This is a genomic window from Streptomyces bullii (assembly GCF_042657145.1).
Lineage (GTDB): Bacteria > Actinomycetota > Actinomycetes > Streptomycetales > Streptomycetaceae > Streptomyces > Streptomyces bullii.
This window is the reverse complement of record NZ_JBHSNY010000001.1, coordinates 88,692-103,801: the sequence shown is the minus strand read 5'-3', so window position 1 is coordinate 103,801 and position 15,110 is coordinate 88,692. Positions and strand designations below refer to the sequence as shown.

13 protein-coding genes are annotated in these 15,110 nt (G+C 69.7%); 10 read left to right on the top strand and 3 right to left on the bottom strand.

Annotation, left to right across the window (positions count from 1 at the left end):
* Window positions 1-26 precede the first annotated feature (26 nt).
* The gene (gene aceE / locus ACFPZJ_RS00515) at window positions 27-2,774 is read right to left on the bottom strand and encodes a pyruvate dehydrogenase (acetyl-transferring), homodimeric type (protein ID WP_381015620.1); all 2,748 of its coding nucleotides are present in this window, start codon (window positions 2,772-2,774) and stop codon (window positions 27-29) included.
* Between the two features lie 340 nt (window positions 2,775-3,114).
* Here aceE and ACFPZJ_RS00510 point away from each other — a divergent pair, with 340 nt between their 5' ends.
* From ACFPZJ_RS00510 to ACFPZJ_RS00485, 6 genes are all read left to right on the top strand, one after another.
* On the top strand, window positions 3,115-3,552 hold the full coding sequence (locus ACFPZJ_RS00510) for a DUF3052 domain-containing protein (protein WP_381015617.1): 438 nt from the start codon (window positions 3,115-3,117) through the stop codon (window positions 3,550-3,552).
* Window positions 3,553-3,673: 121 nt separating this feature from the next.
* Window positions 3,674-4,132, top strand: a complete 459-nt coding sequence (locus ACFPZJ_RS00505; protein ID WP_381015615.1) for a peroxiredoxin — start codon at window positions 3,674-3,676, stop codon at window positions 4,130-4,132.
* Between the two features lie 141 nt (window positions 4,133-4,273).
* The gene (locus tag ACFPZJ_RS00500) at window positions 4,274-4,849 is read left to right on the top strand and encodes a calcium homeostasis/redox stress adaptation protein (RefSeq protein WP_381015613.1); all 576 of its coding nucleotides are present in this window, start codon (window positions 4,274-4,276) and stop codon (window positions 4,847-4,849) included.
* 225 nt (window positions 4,850-5,074) lie between these two features.
* Window positions 5,075-5,650 carry a TerD family protein gene (locus ACFPZJ_RS00495; RefSeq protein WP_381015610.1) on the top strand — a complete coding sequence of 192 codons (576 nt, stop codon included), beginning with the start codon at window positions 5,075-5,077 and terminating at the stop codon, window positions 5,648-5,650.
* A 49-nt stretch (window positions 5,651-5,699) separates the two neighbouring features.
* A complete protein-coding gene (locus ACFPZJ_RS00490) occupies window positions 5,700-6,845 on the top strand; it encodes a DUF475 domain-containing protein (RefSeq protein ID WP_381015608.1) in 1,146 nt (381 codons plus the stop codon).
* Window positions 6,846-6,945: 100 nt separating this feature from the next.
* Entirely contained in the window at window positions 6,946-7,683 is a 738-nt protein-coding gene (locus tag ACFPZJ_RS00485) for a TerD family protein (RefSeq protein ID WP_381015605.1), read from the top strand.
* Between the two features lie 137 nt (window positions 7,684-7,820).
* Here ACFPZJ_RS00485 and ACFPZJ_RS00480 read toward each other — a convergent pair whose 3' ends face one another.
* On the bottom strand, window positions 7,821-8,768 hold the full coding sequence (locus ACFPZJ_RS00480) for a TerD family protein (RefSeq protein WP_381015604.1): 948 nt from the start codon (window positions 8,766-8,768) through the stop codon (window positions 7,821-7,823).
* Window positions 8,769-8,941: 173 nt separating this feature from the next.
* On the opposite strand from ACFPZJ_RS00480, the gene ACFPZJ_RS00475 reads away from it, so the two are divergent.
* From ACFPZJ_RS00475 to ACFPZJ_RS00465, 3 genes are read left to right on the top strand one after another with little or no spacing between them, the layout of a single operon-like run.
* Window positions 8,942-10,108 carry an HpcH/HpaI aldolase/citrate lyase family protein gene (locus ACFPZJ_RS00475; protein WP_381015601.1) on the top strand — a complete coding sequence of 389 codons (1,167 nt, stop codon included), beginning with the start codon at window positions 8,942-8,944 and terminating at the stop codon, window positions 10,106-10,108.
* 9 nt (window positions 10,109-10,117) lie between these two features.
* A complete protein-coding gene (locus ACFPZJ_RS00470) occupies window positions 10,118-12,649 on the top strand; it encodes a phosphoribosyltransferase (RefSeq protein ID WP_381015598.1) in 2,532 nt (843 codons plus the stop codon).
* Window positions 12,649-13,461 (top strand): HAD family hydrolase, encoded by an 813-nt coding sequence (locus ACFPZJ_RS00465; protein WP_381015596.1) that lies wholly within the window; start codon window positions 12,649-12,651, stop codon window positions 13,459-13,461. The genes ACFPZJ_RS00470 and ACFPZJ_RS00465 overlap by 1 nt, the downstream gene beginning before the upstream one ends.
* Here the strand turns inward: ACFPZJ_RS00465 and ACFPZJ_RS00460 are convergent.
* A complete protein-coding gene (locus ACFPZJ_RS00460; RefSeq protein ID WP_381015593.1) occupies window positions 13,379-14,188 on the bottom strand; it encodes a DedA family protein in 810 nt (269 codons plus the stop codon). The two genes, ACFPZJ_RS00465 and ACFPZJ_RS00460, sit on opposite strands and share 83 nt — an antisense overlap.
* A 140-nt stretch (window positions 14,189-14,328) precedes the next feature.
* On the opposite strand from ACFPZJ_RS00460, the gene ACFPZJ_RS00455 reads away from it, so the two are divergent.
* Window positions 14,329-15,084, top strand: a complete 756-nt coding sequence (locus ACFPZJ_RS00455; protein ID WP_381015591.1) for a response regulator transcription factor — start codon at window positions 14,329-14,331, stop codon at window positions 15,082-15,084.
* The last annotated feature ends 26 nt before the right edge of the window (window positions 15,085-15,110 follow it).

Below are 15,110 nucleotides of genomic sequence, written 5' to 3'. Positions count from 1 at the left end.
CACCACCCCTGGACAGCCCTCGTCCGTCAGGCGTCGCCGCCCGCGACGCCCGGGTCGGCCGCCGACACGTCGAGCAGCTGGTACCGGTCGATGGCCTGCTTCAGCACCGAGCGGTCCACCTTGCCCTCGCGGGCGAGTTCGGTGAGGACCGCGACCACGATCGACTGCGCGTCGATGTGGAAGAAGCGGCGGGCCGCGCCCCGCGTGTCGGCGAAGCCGAAGCCGTCGGCGCCGAGGGACTGGTAGGTGCCCGGCACCCAGCGCGCGATCTGGTCGGGAACCGACCGCATCCAGTCAGACACGGCCACGAACGGCCCTTGCGCGCCGGCCAGTTTCCGTGTCACGTACGGAACGCGCTGCTCCTCCTCGGGGTGCAGCAGGTTGTGCTCCTCGCAGGCCACGGCCTCGCGGCGCAGCTCGTTCCAGGAGGTCGCCGACCAGACGTCGGCCTTGACGTTCCACTCCTCGGCGAGCATCTTCTGGGCCTCGATCGCCCACGGGAGCGCCACGCCGGACGCCAGGATCTGGGCCGGGACGGCGCCGCCGGTGCCCTCGCTGAAGCGGTAGACGCCCTTGAGGATGCCCTCGACGTCCACGTTCTCCGGCTCGGCCGGGTGCTGGATCGGCTCGTTGTAGACGGTCAGGTAGTAGAAGACGTCCTCGCCGTGCGGGTGCTCCTCGGAGCCGCCGTACATCCGGCGCAGGCCGTCCTTGACGATGTGCGCGATCTCGTAGCCGAACGCCGGGTCGTACGCCACACAGCCGGGGTTGGTGGAGGCCAGGAGCTGCGAGTGGCCGTCGGCGTGCTGGAGGCCCTCGCCGGTCAGGGTCGTACGGCCGGCGGTAGCGCCCAGGACGAAACCGCGCGCCAGCTGGTCGGCCATCTGCCAGAACTGGTCGCCGGTGCGCTGGAAGCCGAACATCGAGTAGAAGACGTAGACCGGGATGAGCGGCTCGCCGTGCGTGGCGTAGGCGGAACCGGCCGCGATGAGCGAGGCCGTGCAGCCGGCCTCCGAGATGCCGTCGTGCAGCATCTGGCCGTTCGGCGCCTCCTTGTAGGCGAGCAGCAGATCGCGGTCGACCGCCTCGTACTGCTGGCCCAGCGGGTTGTAGATCTTCGCGCTCGGGAAGAACGAGTCCATGCCGAACGTGCGGTACTCGTCCGGCGCAATCAGCACGAACCGCTTGCCGATCTCCTTGTCCCGCATGAGGTCCTTGAGAAGACGGACGAAGGCCATGGTCGTCGCGATGGACTGCTGGCCCGAGCCCTTCTTCACGGTCGCGTACGTCTTGTCGTCGGGCAGGGGCAGCGGCTTCGACCGTACGACGCGGGTGGGGACGTAACCGCCGAGGCCCTTGCGGCGGTCGTGCATGTACTGGATCTCCTCCGAGTCCCGGCCCGGGTGGTAGTACGGCGGCAGGCCGGACTCCAGCTCCTTGTCGGAGATCGGCAGGTGCAGACGGTCCCGGAAGCGCTTGAGGTCGTCGACCGTCAGCTTCTTCATCTGGTGGGTGGCGTTGCGGCCCTCGAAGTTCGGCCCCAGCGTCCAGCCCTTGATCGTCTTGGCCAGGATGACCGTCGGCTGGCCCTTGTGCTCCACGGCCGCCTTGTACGCCGCGTAGATCTTGCGGTGGTCGTGACCGCCCCGGCCCAGGTGCAGGATCTGGTCGTCGGTCATGTGCTCGACCATCGCGCGCAGCCGGTGGTCGTCACCGAAGAAGTGCTCGCGGATGTACGCGCCGGACTCGGTGGCGTACGTCTGGAACTGCCCGTCCGGGGTCGTGTTCATCTTGTTGACCAGGATGCCGTCGCGGTCCTGCGCGAGCAGCGGGTCCCAGGTGCGGTCCCAGATCAGCTTGATCACGTTCCATCCGGCGCCCCGGAAGACCGACTCCAGCTCCTGGATGATCTTGCCGTTGCCGCGCACCGGGCCGTCGAGGCGCTGGAGGTTGCAGTTGACGACGAAGGTCAGGTTGTCCAGGCCCTCACGGGCGGCGAGCGTGAGCTGGCCCAGCGACTCCGGCTCGTCCATCTCGCCGTCGCCGAGGAACGCCCACACGTGCGACTTGGAGGTGTCGGCGATCCCGCGCGCGTGCATGTAGCGGTTCATCCGCGCCTGGTAGATCGCGCCGATCGGGCCGAGACCCATCGACACCGTCGGGAACTCCCAGAAGTCCGGCATCAGGCGCGGGTGCGGGTAGCTGGAGAGCCCGTACGGCGCCTTCGACTTCTCCTGGCGGAAGCCGTCCAGGTGCTGCTCGCCGAGCCGGTCCAGCAGGAAGGCGCGGGCGTAGATGCCCGGCGAGGCGTGGCCCTGGAAGAAGACCTGGTCGCCGCCGTCGCCCTCGTCCTTGCCGCGGAAGAAGTGGTTGAAGCCGACGTCGTAGAGGGACGCGGAGGAGGCGAACGTGGCGATGTGGCCGCCGACGCCGATGCCCGGGCGCTGGGCCCGCGACACCATTACGGCGGCGTTCCAGCGGGTCGCGTTGAGGATCTTGCGCTCGATCTCCTCGTTGCCCGGGAAGAACGGCTCGCTCTTGGTGGGGATGGTGTTGACGTAGTCCGTGCTGCGCATCTCGGGCACGGCCACGCGCTTCTCGCGGGCCCGCTCGATCAGCCTCAGCATCAGGTAGCGGGCCCGCTCCCGGCCGCGCTCGTCGACGGCGGCGTCGAGGGAGTCGAGCCACTCCTGCGTCTCTTCGGGATCGAAGTCAGGAACCTGACTCGGAAGGCCGCCAATGATGATCGGGTTGCGATCGGATGCGGAAGCCACGCTGTTCCTCACCTGTCTAGGGCCGCTGTTCGGGGGTGCCTGCACCGCTCCCCATCGTGTACCTCGGGGCGGAAAACGTCACCTCTACTGAGGAGTAACCAGGGGCGGTTGCCCACAGACGATTCCCAAACGTGCAAACAGGGCAGAAAGGTGTGTTGTGTGTCACCTCGGACCATGATGGTGTGCATGGAGTTGCGGTGAGACCACCAGGATCGTCACCGTTTCGGCGGTCTGAACGGCCGGGTACTTGCGCGATCCGCCCCGCCCGTGTGGACTACGGCCAATGCTTCGCGCACGCGCGTGGCTGAGATATTCCCAAGACATGATCAGGAGGCAACCCGTGAGCGCGACCGCGGACCACGCGGAGGAGCGGACGAACCCTGCCGCCAGGCTGGGGTTCCAGCCCGGGCAGGTGGTCCAGGAGATCGGCTACGACGAAGACGTGGACCAGGAGCTCCGCAAGGCCATCGAGGAAGCCGTCGAGGGCGACCTGGTGGACGAGGACTACGACGACGTGGCCGACGCCGTTGTGCTGTGGTTCCGTGACGACGACGGCGACCTGACGGATGCGCTGGTGGATGCCACCACGTACATCGAAGAGGGCGGCGCGATCCTGCTTCTCACGCCGAAGACCGGCCGTGCGGGGTATGTGGAGCCGAGCGACATCTCGGAAGCCGCCACCACGGCCGGCCTGACGGCGTCCAAGAGCGTCAGCGTCGGCAAGGACTGGAGCGGCAGCCGGCTGGCGACCCCGAAGGCCGCCAAGTCGAAGCGTTAGAGATCCGGACGTCAGTCGTACGGACGCGGCGGGCTGACGACGTCAGCCCGCCCGTCGGCCTGTGGTGTGCCCTGCGTAGGGTGTTCTCGCCCGAACGACCTCCGAAGGGACCAACAGGACCATGGCGATCCAGGTCGGCGACAAGGCTCCCGACTTCGAGCTCAAGGACAACCACGGCGCGACCGTGAAGCTCTCCGACTTCCGCGGCCGCAAGAACGTGGTGCTGCTCTTCTACCCCTTCGCCTTCACCGGCGTGTGCACGGGCGAGCTGTGCGAGCTGCGCGACCACCTGCCGCTGTTCTCCGACCGCGACACCCAGCTGCTCGCCGTCTCCAACGACTCCATCCACACCCTGCGCGTCTTCGCCGAGCAGGAGGGGCTGGAGTACCCGCTCCTGTCGGACTTCTGGCCGCACGGCAACGTCTCGCGCGCGTACGGCGTCTTCGACGAGGACAAGGGTTGCGCCGTGCGCGGGACCTTCATCATCGACAAGGAAGGCGTCGTGCGGTGGACCGTGGTCAACGGACTGCCGGACGCGCGTGACCTGAACGACTACGTGAAGGCGCTCGACACCCTGTGACGCCGCCGGGCACGGCCGACACCGTGTGATTCTTCGGCTCCGGGGCCTGCGGGGGGCGGGAACCCGTCACTAGGATCGACTCGTTGATCCGACATCCGAGCACTACGGGGCACCCCGCCCCTGGACACCAATGGAGGACTCGTGGGAGTCAGCCTCAGCAAGGGCGGCAACGTATCGCTGACCAAGGAGGCGCCGGGCCTGACCGCGGTCATCGTCGGTCTGGGGTGGGACGTCCGCACCACGACCGGCACCGACTTCGACCTGGACGCCAGCGCGCTGCTGCTGAACAACTCCGGCAAGGTCGCCAGCGACCAGCACTTCATCTTTTTCAACAACCTCAAGAGCCCGGACGGCTCGGTCGAGCACACCGGCGACAACCTCACCGGTGAGGGCGAGGGCGACGACGAGCAGATCAAGGTCAACCTCGCGGCGGTCCCGGCCGACGTCGAGAAGATCGTCTTTCCGGTCTCGATCTACGACGCCGAGAACCGCCAGCAGTCCTTCGGCCAGGTCCGCAACGCGTTCATCCGCGTCGTGAACCAGGCCGGCGGCGCCGAGATCGCCCGCTACGACCTCAGCGAGGACGCCTCCACCGAGACCGCCATGGTCTTCGGCGAGCTGTACCGGCACGGCGCCGAGTGGAAGTTCCGTGCCATCGGCCAGGGTTACGCCTCGGGTCTGCGGGGCATCGCGCAGGACTTCGGCGTGAACGTCTGAGCCATTCGCCTTTTCGAAGGTCTCTGTCCGGCGTCGCACGGTTTACGTGCGGCGCCGGACGCGCAGGACAGCCAGAGAAGCATCACCGGGCCTGTCTTTCGGGTCAGCCCGACTCCGAGGGGCGGTGCCGGACAAGCGCCGGTGAGCGGGGTCGGTGTGCGTGCCGGGCCCCGCCGCCCCGGGGTGATCCGAAAAGACAGGCCCAACAGGGGAGGGACCAGCATCATGGGCGTCACGCTCGCCAAGGGGGGCAACGTCTCCCTGTCCAAGGCCGCACCGAACCTCACGCAGGTGATGATCGGGCTCGGCTGGGACGCGCGCTCCACCACCGGAGCACCCTTCGACCTCGACGCCAGCGCGCTGATGTGCGGCGGCGGCCGGGTGCTCGGGGACGAGTGGTTCATCTTCTACAACCAGCTCAAGAGCCCCGACGGCTCGGTGGAGCACACCGGCGACAACCTCACCGGTGAGGGAGACGGCGACGACGAGTCGATCCTGGTCGACCTCTCCAAGGTGCCCCCGCAGGTCGACAAGATCGTCTTCCCGGTCTCCATCCACATGGCCGACGAGCGCGGCCAGACCTTCGGCCAGGTCAGCAACGCCTTCATCCGCGTGGTGAACCAGGCCGACGGCCAGGAACTCGCCCGCTACGACCTCAGCGAGGACGCCTCCTCGGAGACCGCGATGATCTTCGGTGAGGTCTACCGGTACCAGGGCGAATGGAAGTTCAGGGCCGTGGGACAGGGGTACGCGTCGGGGCTGCGGGGGATCGCTCTAGACTTCGGAGTCAATGTTTCGTAAAGCCGGGTACGGCGCGGGGGAGCCCCGTACACACACGATTGGGTAGCCAGTGGTTCTGAAAACCTTCGGGTGGTCGTTCGCGGTCACCGCGCTCGGCCTGGTCGCAGCGATCCTCTTCGGGGGGTGGACCGCCTTCGGCATCGTGGCGATCCTGTCCATCCTCGAGATCTCGCTGTCCTTCGACAACGCGGTGGTCAACGCCGGAATTCTGAAGAAGATGAATGCCTTCTGGCAGAAGATCTTCCTCACCATCGGCATCCTGATCGCCGTCTTCGGCATGCGGCTGGTCTTCCCTGTCGTGATCGTCGCCGTCAGCGCCCAGCTGGGCCCGATCGAGGCGGTCGACCTCGCGCTGAGCGACAAGGACCGTTACCAGGAGCTGGTCACCGACGCCCACCCGGCGATCGCGGCCTTCGGTGGCATGTTCCTGTTGATGATCTTCCTCGACTTCATCTTCGAGGACCGGGACATCAAGTGGCTGGGCTGGCTGGAGCGGCCGCTGGCCAAGCTCGGCAGGGTCGACATGCTGTCGGTCTGCATCGCGCTGATCATCCTGCTGGTCTCGGCGATGACCTTCGCGACCCACGCCCACCAGCACGGCGGCGCACACGTCGACAAGGCCGAGACGGTGCTTCTGTCCGGCATCGCGGGCCTGATCACCTACATGATCGTGGGCGGTCTGTCCGGCTACTTCGAGGACAAGCTCGAAGAGGAGGAGGAGCGCGAGCACGAAGCGGAGGAAGAGGCCGAGCGGACCGGAAAGCCCAAGTCCGCCGTCGCGCTGGCCGGCAAGGCCGCGTTCTTCATGTTCCTCTACCTGGAGGTCCTGGACGCGTCCTTCTCCTTCGACGGCGTCATCGGCGCCTTCGCCATCACCAACGACATCGTGCTGATGGCCCTCGGCCTCGGCATCGGCGCCATGTACGTCCGGTCCCTCACCGTCTACCTGGTGCGCCAGGGCACCCTCGACGACTACGTCTACCTGGAGCACGGCGCCCACTACGCGATCGGTGCCCTCGCCGTCATCCTGCTCGTCACCATCCAGTACGAGATCAACGAGATCATCACCGGTCTCATCGGTGTCGTCCTGATCGGCGCCTCCTTCTGGTCCTCCGTCCGCCGCAACCGCGCACTGGCGGCGGCCGAGGGAAAAGCCGGGTCGGACGAGAAGACTGAGGTCTCGTCCGGAGTGTGACGACCTTCCGTGTGAGGAACGCTCTGTGCGGGGCGGCCATCGGGGACGACTCCTCGACGGCCGCCCCGCGGCGTTGACGACGTAAGGACATGGGGCGGGAATGGGCTTTTTCGACGGTCTCCTGGGCGGACGCGCGGCCGAGTTCGACTCGGGCAGCCCGGGGTCCAGCGCCATCGAGCTGACCAAACGGCACCATACGGTGTCGCTGACCAAACAGGGGGCGGCCTCGGGCCACCTCCGCATCAATCTGTCCTGGCGGATGCGCACGTCCGACTTCGGCGGCTCCCAGCGGGAGAGCCTGTGGCGGCACCCGTTCCGGGCGCTCAAGCCGCCCGAGGTCATGGGCCACAGCCAGAGCATGGTCAACGTCGACCTCGACCTCGGCTGCCTGTACGAGCTGTCCGACGGCACCAAGGGCGTCGTACAGCCGCTCGGCGGCTTCCTCGGGGACGTCAACGCAGCGCCGTACGTCAAGCTCAGCGGAGACGACCGGTTCGGATCGGCGTCGGGCGAGACGATGTACATCAACCTCGACCACCGCGAGTCCATCAGGCGACTGCTGGTCTTCGTCTACATCTACGACCAGACGCCGGCATTCGACCGTACGCACGCACTCGTGACGCTGTTCCCCAGCAACGGGCCGCGCATCGAGATAGGCCTGGACGAACGGCAGCCGCAGGCCCGCTCCTGCGCCGTGGTGATGATCGAGAACGTCAAGAACGAGATCATCGTCCGGCGCGAGGTGAAGTTCGTGTACGGGTTCCAGGCCGAGCTGGACCGGCTGTACGGGTGGGGCCTGCAGTGGGGGCGGGGTTACAAGAGCAAGGTGGAGCGGTGACGGTTCGCCGCCGCCGCTCCGTGCCCTTCGCCTGGTGACTCGGCTGGCACCCGAGCGCTCGGGGCGCGGTGGGCGTGGGCGGCTGCGCTTCGCCGCCGGTTTGTCGCCCGGTCCCGGCGCCCCTCAGATGCGCCTTCTCAACGTCCGATGAACTGTGGCCCCTGCGGCGGCAGCCTGAAGTCCGGGTCGGGAACCGGGGCGCCCGGGGGCGGGAAGCCGTAGCCGGACGGGGCTGCGGTCGCCGCGGCAGCCGGCGCCTGGGGATAGCCGTAGGCGGGCTGGCTGGTCGGGTGCGGATAGCCGTACGCCGGCTGCGTCGTCGCGGGGGGCTGCTGCGGCGGGTAGCCGTACGCGGGCTGGGCCGGGACACCCGTCGGCTGGGCGGGCGCCGACGGCTGGCTGGGCGCCGTCGTCGGCTGCTCCGGTGGCAGCGGCTGGGACACCTCGGGCGTCGACTGGGGCGGAACCGGCTGGGTGGCAGCGGTCGACGGGGCCGGAGCGGCGAATGTGGCCGCCGCGGGCTGCTCCTCCTCCGCCGCCTCCGACTCGTCCACCGTGATGCCGTACTGGGTCGCCAGGCCCTTCAGGCCGTTGGTGTAGCCCTCGCCCAGCGCGCGGAACTTCCAGCCCTCCCCGCGCCGGTACAGCTCACCGCAGATCAGCGCGGTCTCCTTGCCCGTCTGCGGCTCGACGTCGAAGTACGCCAGCGGCTCACCGTCGGCGACCGTGGCGTCGTACAGCAGGATGCGCAGGTCCGGCACCTGGTCGAAGGGGACGTCGTCCGCCGATGCGACCAGCAGGATTCGGCTCACCTCGGACTCGACACCGGCGAGATCGGTCTGGATCGTGTCGGTGGAGCCGTCGGCGACCCGCTTCTTGCCGAGCCACCAGACCTTGCCCGAGGGGTGCCGGGGCTGGTTGTAGAAGACGAAGTCCTCGTCGGAGCGCACACGACCGTCGGGGCCGAGGAGCAGCGCGGACGCGTCGACGTCGGGCACCCCCTGCCCGGGCGTCCAGCGCAGCACGGCGCGCACCGTGGTGGCCTCCAGCGGGACGTTCGACCCCTTCAGCATCGCGTGCGTCATGCCGTCATCCTGCCGTCTCGGTCCTGCTCACGACAACGCGGGGGTAGGTCCTCGACGCAGGTGGGTAACCGGAAGTTCATGCGCGAAGGGAACCTCCGACATGGAGTTCTACGTACTATTACCGGCCACCTTCGGGCAGTCCACAGGTCGCCCAACCACCACGGGGGAGTCTCATGCGTCATTTCGGGCACATCGCCCCTGAGCTGCGGAAGCGTCTCTTCCACCGGGAGCCGTGCGCGTTCACGCCGGAGTCCCCGGCCCGGCTCCTGGCCGCGGCCCTGGGCGCCACGCTCTACAGTCCGGCTACCAGGCCCCGCCTCGCCGACGACATCGTGAAGCAGGCGGCCCGCGGCGTGGTGTCGATGGTGCTGTGCCTGGAGGACTCGATCGACGACGCCGACGTCGCCGCCGGCGAGGAGAACCTCGTCCGGCAGTTCGCGGACCTCGCCGCCCGGCCCGGGGCGGACCTGCCGCTGCTGTTCATCCGGGTCCGTTTCCCCGAGCAGATCCCCGACCTGGCACGACGTCTCGGCCCGTCCGTCCGGCTGCTGTCCGGGTTCGTGCTGCCGAAGTTCACCGAGGAACGCGGCATGCCCTTCCTGGAGGCGCTCGCCGACACCGAGGCCGACAGCGGACAGCGGCTCTTCGCCATGCCGGTCCTGGAGTCGCCGGAGCTGCTGTACCGGGAGTCCCGCGTGGCGACCCTGGAGGGCATCTACCGCGCGGTCGACAAGTACCGCGAGCGCGTCCTCGCCCTGCGCCTCGGCGTGACGGACTTCTGCTCCTCCTACGGACTGCGCAGAGCGCCCGACATGACCGCCTACGACGTCCAGATCGTCGCCTCCGTGATCGCCGACGTGGTGAACATGCTGGGGCGGGCCGACGGCACCGGCTTCACCGTGACCGGGCCGGTCTGGGAGTACTTCCGGGTCCAGGAGCGCATGTTCAAGCCACAGCTGCGGCACAGCCCCTTCCTGGAGGTGCAGGCCGTCGAGCTGCGCGAGAAGCTGATTGAGCACGCCATGGACGGCCTGCTGAGGGAGATCTCGCTGGACCAGGCCAACGGCCTGCTGGGCAAGACCTGCATCCACCCCTCGCACGTCCCGGCGGTGCACGCGCTGTCGGTGGTCAGTCACGAGGAGTACAGCGACGCCCAGGACATCCTGAAGCCCGAGCGCTGTGGAGGGGGTGTGCTGAGGTCGGCGTACACGAACAAGATGAACGAGGTGAAACCGCACCGGGCCTGGGCCGAGCGGACCCTGCTGCGCGCCGAGGTCTTCGGCGTGGCCAACGAGGACATCGGCTTCGTGGAGCTGCTCGCCGCCGGACTGCCCGACTGACCAGGCAGAATGCAGGGAAACCGACGCAAGGAACTCAGGGAGAAGGCAGTGAACGAGGGGGAACGCCCCGAGGCGCGCCGTGCGGCGCGGGCCGGGGCGGCGGACAGAGCCGGCGGTGTCTGGTCCGGCAGCTGGGTCGCCGAACGGCTCGGTGTCGAGCTCACCGGTGACGACACGCTGACCGACCTGCTGGGACTGGCGCTGCGCCGCAACCCCAAGCGGGCCCACCTGCTCGTGTCGAACGTGCTCGGCAAGCACGTCCCGCAGTCGCCGTCCGTCGTGTACGGCCACGGCGTCACGCTCGGCCGGCGCGTGCGCGAACTGCTCGCAGACCAGGCGGGCGAGGCGGTCGTCCTCGGCTACGCGGAGACCGCGACCGGGCTCGGCCACTCGGTCGCCGACGGCCTGGGCACCGCGCCCTACCTGCACTCCACCCGCCGCCCGGTCACCGGTGTCGCCCAGGCGGGCGGCTTCGAGGAGTCCCACTCCCACGCCACCTCCCACCTCCTGCTGCCCGAGGACCCGGCGCTGTTGGCTGGCGACGGGCCGCTGGTCCTCGTCGACGACGAGTTCTCCACCGGTAACACGGTGCTGAACACCATCCGCGAGCTGCACGCCCGCTACCCGCGCCGGCGCTACGTCGTGGTCGCCCTCGTGGACATGCGCTCGGCCGCCGACGCGGACCGCCTCGACGACTTCGCCCGCGAGATCGGCGCCCGCGTCGACCTGGTCGCGGCGGCCTCCGGCACGGTGACCCTGCCGGAGGGAGTCCTGCACAAGGGACAGGAACTGGTGGCGCGGCACCAGCCGCCGGAAGCCGCCGAGCAGCCGCCGTCGCAGGGCCGTGTCACCCGCGTCGACCTCGACTGGCCCCGCGGACTGCCCGACGGCGGGCGGCACGGGTTCACCCCCGCGCATCGGGCACGACTGGAGGCCGCCCTGCCCGCCATGGCGGCGCGGCTCTCGAAAGCGCTGCCCCGCGACGCCCGACGTGTGCTCGTCCTCGGCTTCGAGGAGCTGATGTACGCGCCGCTGAGACTGGCCCACGCGCTGGAGCAGACGGTGCGTGCCGAGGTGCGCTACTCCACCACGACCCGCTCGCCCGTCCTCGCCGTCGACGACCCCGGCTACGCGATACGCACCCGCCTGGTCTTCCCCGCCCACGACGACCCCGCCGACGGCCCCGGCGACCGTTACGCCTACAACGTCGCGGGCGCCGGCTTCGACGCCGTCGTCGCCGTCGTCGACTCGGTCGCGGACACCCCCGCCCTGCGCGCGCCCGACGGCCTGCTCGCCCGGCTCGCCGCGCACACCCCGCAGGTCCTCCTCGCGGTCGTGCCCAGTTACGTCCCCGCACCGCCGTCCGCCCCCGAAAGGCCCTCCATGCTGCCAGCGCCGCTCCGTGGCCCCGTCTTCTCCTCGTACGCGCCCGAGGAGGTCGGCTGGCTGCTGCAGGACCTCTCGGAGGTGACGCTGGAGGCCCCGACCGAGGAGCGGGAGGAGGCCATCCAGAGTGGCGGCGCGCACTACGCCGAGTCGCTGCCGGTCGAGTACCAGCCGAGCGAGCAGTACCAGCGCCTGTTCCACTCGGCCCTGGACGCCTCCGCGGCCCGGCTGGCCCAGGCGGTCGGCGTGGTCACCGAGACGGTCCTCGCGGAGCGCTCGCCCCGGCCCGTCCTGGTCTCCCTGGCCCGCGCGGGCACCCCGATCGGCATCCTGATGCGCCGCTGGGCTCAGTACCGGCACGGCGTCGAGCTGCCGCACTACGCCGTGTCCATCGTCCGCGGCCGCGGCATCGACGCCAACGCGCTGCGCTGGCTGGCCGCACACCACGACCCGCGCGACGTCGTCTTCGTCGACGGCTGGACCGGCAAGGGCGCCATCACCCGCGAACTCGCCCAGGCCCTCGAAGAGTTCGAGACGTCCGACGGCATCACCGGCTTCGACCCGGAGATCGCCGTGCTGGCCGACCCCGGCTCGTGCGTGCGGACCTACGGCACCCGCGAGGACTACCTCATCCCCTCCGCCTGCCTCAACTCGACGGTCTCCGGCCTGATCTCGCGTACCGTGCTGCGAGCGGACCTGGTCGGCCCGCACGACTACCACGGCGCGAAGTTCTACCGCGAACTCGCCGGCGTCGACGTCTCGGTGGCCTTCGTGGACGCCGTGTCCGCCCGCTTCCCGGAGGTCACGGACGCGGTCGACACCCAGGCCAAGGAACTGCTCGCCACCGACCGCACCCCCACCTGGGAGGGCTGGGCGGCGGTCGAGCGCATCAGCGAGGAGTACGGCATCCACGACGTCAACCTCGTCAAGCCCGGGGTCGGCGAGACCACCCGGGTGCTGCTGCGCCGCGTGCCCTGGAAGGTGCTGGCCCGGGCCGGCGCGGGCAGCGACCTCGACCACGTCCGGCTGCTCGCCGAACAGCGCGGCGTGCCCGTCGAGGAGGTCACCGACCTGCACTACACCTGTGTCGGCCTGATCCACCCCAAGTACACCCGGGGCGCCACCGGCGCCGACGGCAAGGCGGTGACGGTCTGATGCCGGTGATCGTCGCCAGCGACCTCGATCGCACACTGATCTACTCCTCCGCTGCTCTTGCACTGACCATGCCGGACGCCCGCGCGCCCCGGCTGCTCTGTGTCGAGGTCCACGAGAGCAAGCCGTTGTCGTACATGACGGAGACGGCGGCCCAGCTCCTCACCGACCTCGGCGACACCGCGCTGTTCGTGCCCACCACTACCCGCACCCGCAAGCAGTACCAGCGCATCAACCTGCCCGGCCCGCCGCCGAAGTACGCGATCTGCGCGAACGGCGGGCACCTGCTGGTGGACGGCGTGAGCGACCCCGAGTGGCACGCGCGCGTGACCGCCCACCTGGCCGACGAGTGCGCCCCGCTCGACGAGGTGCAGGAGCACCTGCTGCGCGCCGCCGACCCGGTCTGGGTCCGCAAGCACCGGATCGCCGAGGATCTCTTCGCCTACCTCGTCGTCGAGCGGGAACTCCTGCCCGAGGACTGGGTGAAGGAACTCGCGGTGTGGGCGGAGAACCGCGGCTGGACCGTCTCCCTTCAAGGTCGCAAGATCTACGCCGTTCCCAAGCCGCTCACCAAGAGCGCGGCCATGCACGAGGTCGCCCGCCGCGCCGGCGCCACCCTCACCCTCGCCGCCGGAGACTCCCTCCTCGACGCCGACCTCCTCCTCGCCGCGGACCGCGGCTGGCGCCCCGGCCACGGCGAGCTGGCCGACAGCGGCTGGACGGCCCCCGCGATCAGCGCGCTTCCCGAGCGGGGTGTGCTGGCGGGGGAACGGATCCTGCGGGAGTTCCTGCGGGCGGTGCGGCCGCCACGGTGACATCCGCGTCCTGGGGGCGTGCGCCCGCCCGCCCCCGCCGACGCCGGCCGTCGCCCGGCCGCAGCAGACGCAGGCCGATGAACACCAGCACCGCCAGCGCGGCCCCCACGAGGACCACCTTCGAGTACGTCGACACGATGCGCGTGACCTCGGGCCAGTTGTCCCCCATCACGTAACCCGCCAGCACGAACGCGGTGTTCCACAGCGCGCTGCCCAGCGTGGTCAGGCCGAGGAACACGGGCAGGCGCATACGCTCCACGCCCGCTGGCACCGATATCAGGCTGCGGAAGATCGGGATCATCCGGCCGAAGAACACCGCCTTGGTGCCGTGCCGCAGGAACCACGCCTCCGTACGCTCGATGTCCGCCACCTTCACCAGCGGCAGCCGGGCGGCTATCGCGAGCGTCCGGTCGCGGCCGAGCAGCGCCCCCACTCCGTACAGCGCGAGCGCGCCGATCACTGAGCCCGCTGTCGTCCACAACAGGGCGGCGAGCAGGCTCATTCGGCCGCTGCCGGCCGCGAACCCGGCGAGCGGCAGGATCACTTCGCTCGGCAGGGGAGGAAAGAGGTTCTCCAAGGCGATCGCCAGGCCCGCGCCCGGCGCGCCCAACGCGTCCATGAGGTCGAGGACCCACTGCGGTGCGGCACCGCCGTCCGCGGCCAGGACCCGTACCGGTGCCCCGGCCGTCGTGGACGCCGTGATCGTCTGCGCTGCGATGGCTGTCATGCGATCACGTTAGGAAATCGCGGCTGAAGAGACCCTGAGGAGGACCGCACGATGACCTGCGGTCGACCACAGGCGGGAATTGCGGTTTTCCGCAGTGTGCTCGGCCCTCGCGCCGGGCTGGCCTCGCGATCATGCGAGACATGGCGCGACGTGGACTGAGGTGCGCGGTGGGGCTCATCGCAGGAGCCGCCGCGGCCGCCGTCGAGCTGCCCTTCACCGTCCTGGCCGGCCTGACCCTGCTGCCGGTGCTGGCCTGGCCGGCCGGCCGCCGCGCCGTGCTCCGTCCCCTTCTCACGGGCGCGCGAAGACTGACCGAGTGGGAGCGCGCCCGGCTGAAGACCTGGCTGGGCGTGCCCATCCCGCCCGCGTACACGGAGGTGCGGGCCCTGCGGTACGTGGCCTGCCGCTGGGCTCTCGGCCTTCTCGGCGCGATCCAGGTGGGCCCGCTTGGGGTTGCGGCGCAGCGCCAGTCCCAGCAGGTCGGTGTGCTGGTGCTGTCGCAGTACGTCGAGAAGCGGTACGCGACGGAGCTGCTGACCGGTGATTCCGAAGGCGTGGGCTACCTGCTCAAGGACCGGGTGGTCCAAGTGGACGAGTTCCTGGACGCGTTGGAGCGCGTCGCCCGTGGCCGGGCCGCCTTCGACCCGGAGGTGGTACGCCAGTTGCTCGGCCGCACCACGCACACCGACCTGCTCGCCCGGCTCACCGCACGGGAGCGGGCCGTGCTGGCCGAGATGGCGCAGGGGCACACCAACGCGGCGATCGCGCGACGGCTGCACATCTCGCAGAGCGCGGTGGAGAAACACACCGACGCGATCTTCGACAAGCTCGAGCTGACGGGAGGTGAAGGTTATTCACGAAGGGTCCTGGCCGTGCTCCGCTACCTGGGGAGCTGAGCCGGCCCCCCGGGACGGCGCCCCGG

Coding starts and splice junctions, on each gene's coding strand:
- ACFPZJ_RS00465 (WP_381015596.1), top strand. CDS start 12,649: ATGCCGGTGATCGTCGCCAGCGACCTCGATCGCACACTGATCTACTCC.
- ACFPZJ_RS00475 (WP_381015601.1), top strand. CDS start 8,942: ATGCGTCATTTCGGGCACATCGCCCCTGAGCTGCGGAAGCGTCTCTTC.
- ACFPZJ_RS00470 (WP_381015598.1), top strand. CDS start 10,118: ATGCAGGGAAACCGACGCAAGGAACTCAGGGAGAAGGCAGTGAACGAG.
- ACFPZJ_RS00460 (WP_381015593.1), bottom strand. CDS start 14,188: ATGACAGCCATCGCAGCGCAGACGATCACGGCGTCCACGACGGCCGGG.
- ACFPZJ_RS00455 (WP_381015591.1), top strand. CDS start 14,329: ATGGCGCGACGTGGACTGAGGTGCGCGGTGGGGCTCATCGCAGGAGCC.
- ACFPZJ_RS00480 (WP_381015604.1), bottom strand. CDS start 8,768: ATGACGCACGCGATGCTGAAGGGGTCGAACGTCCCGCTGGAGGCCACC.
- ACFPZJ_RS00505 (WP_381015615.1), top strand. CDS start 3,674: ATGGCGATCCAGGTCGGCGACAAGGCTCCCGACTTCGAGCTCAAGGAC.
- ACFPZJ_RS00485 (WP_381015605.1), top strand. CDS start 6,946: ATGGGCTTTTTCGACGGTCTCCTGGGCGGACGCGCGGCCGAGTTCGAC.
- ACFPZJ_RS00495 (WP_381015610.1), top strand. CDS start 5,075: ATGGGCGTCACGCTCGCCAAGGGGGGCAACGTCTCCCTGTCCAAGGCC.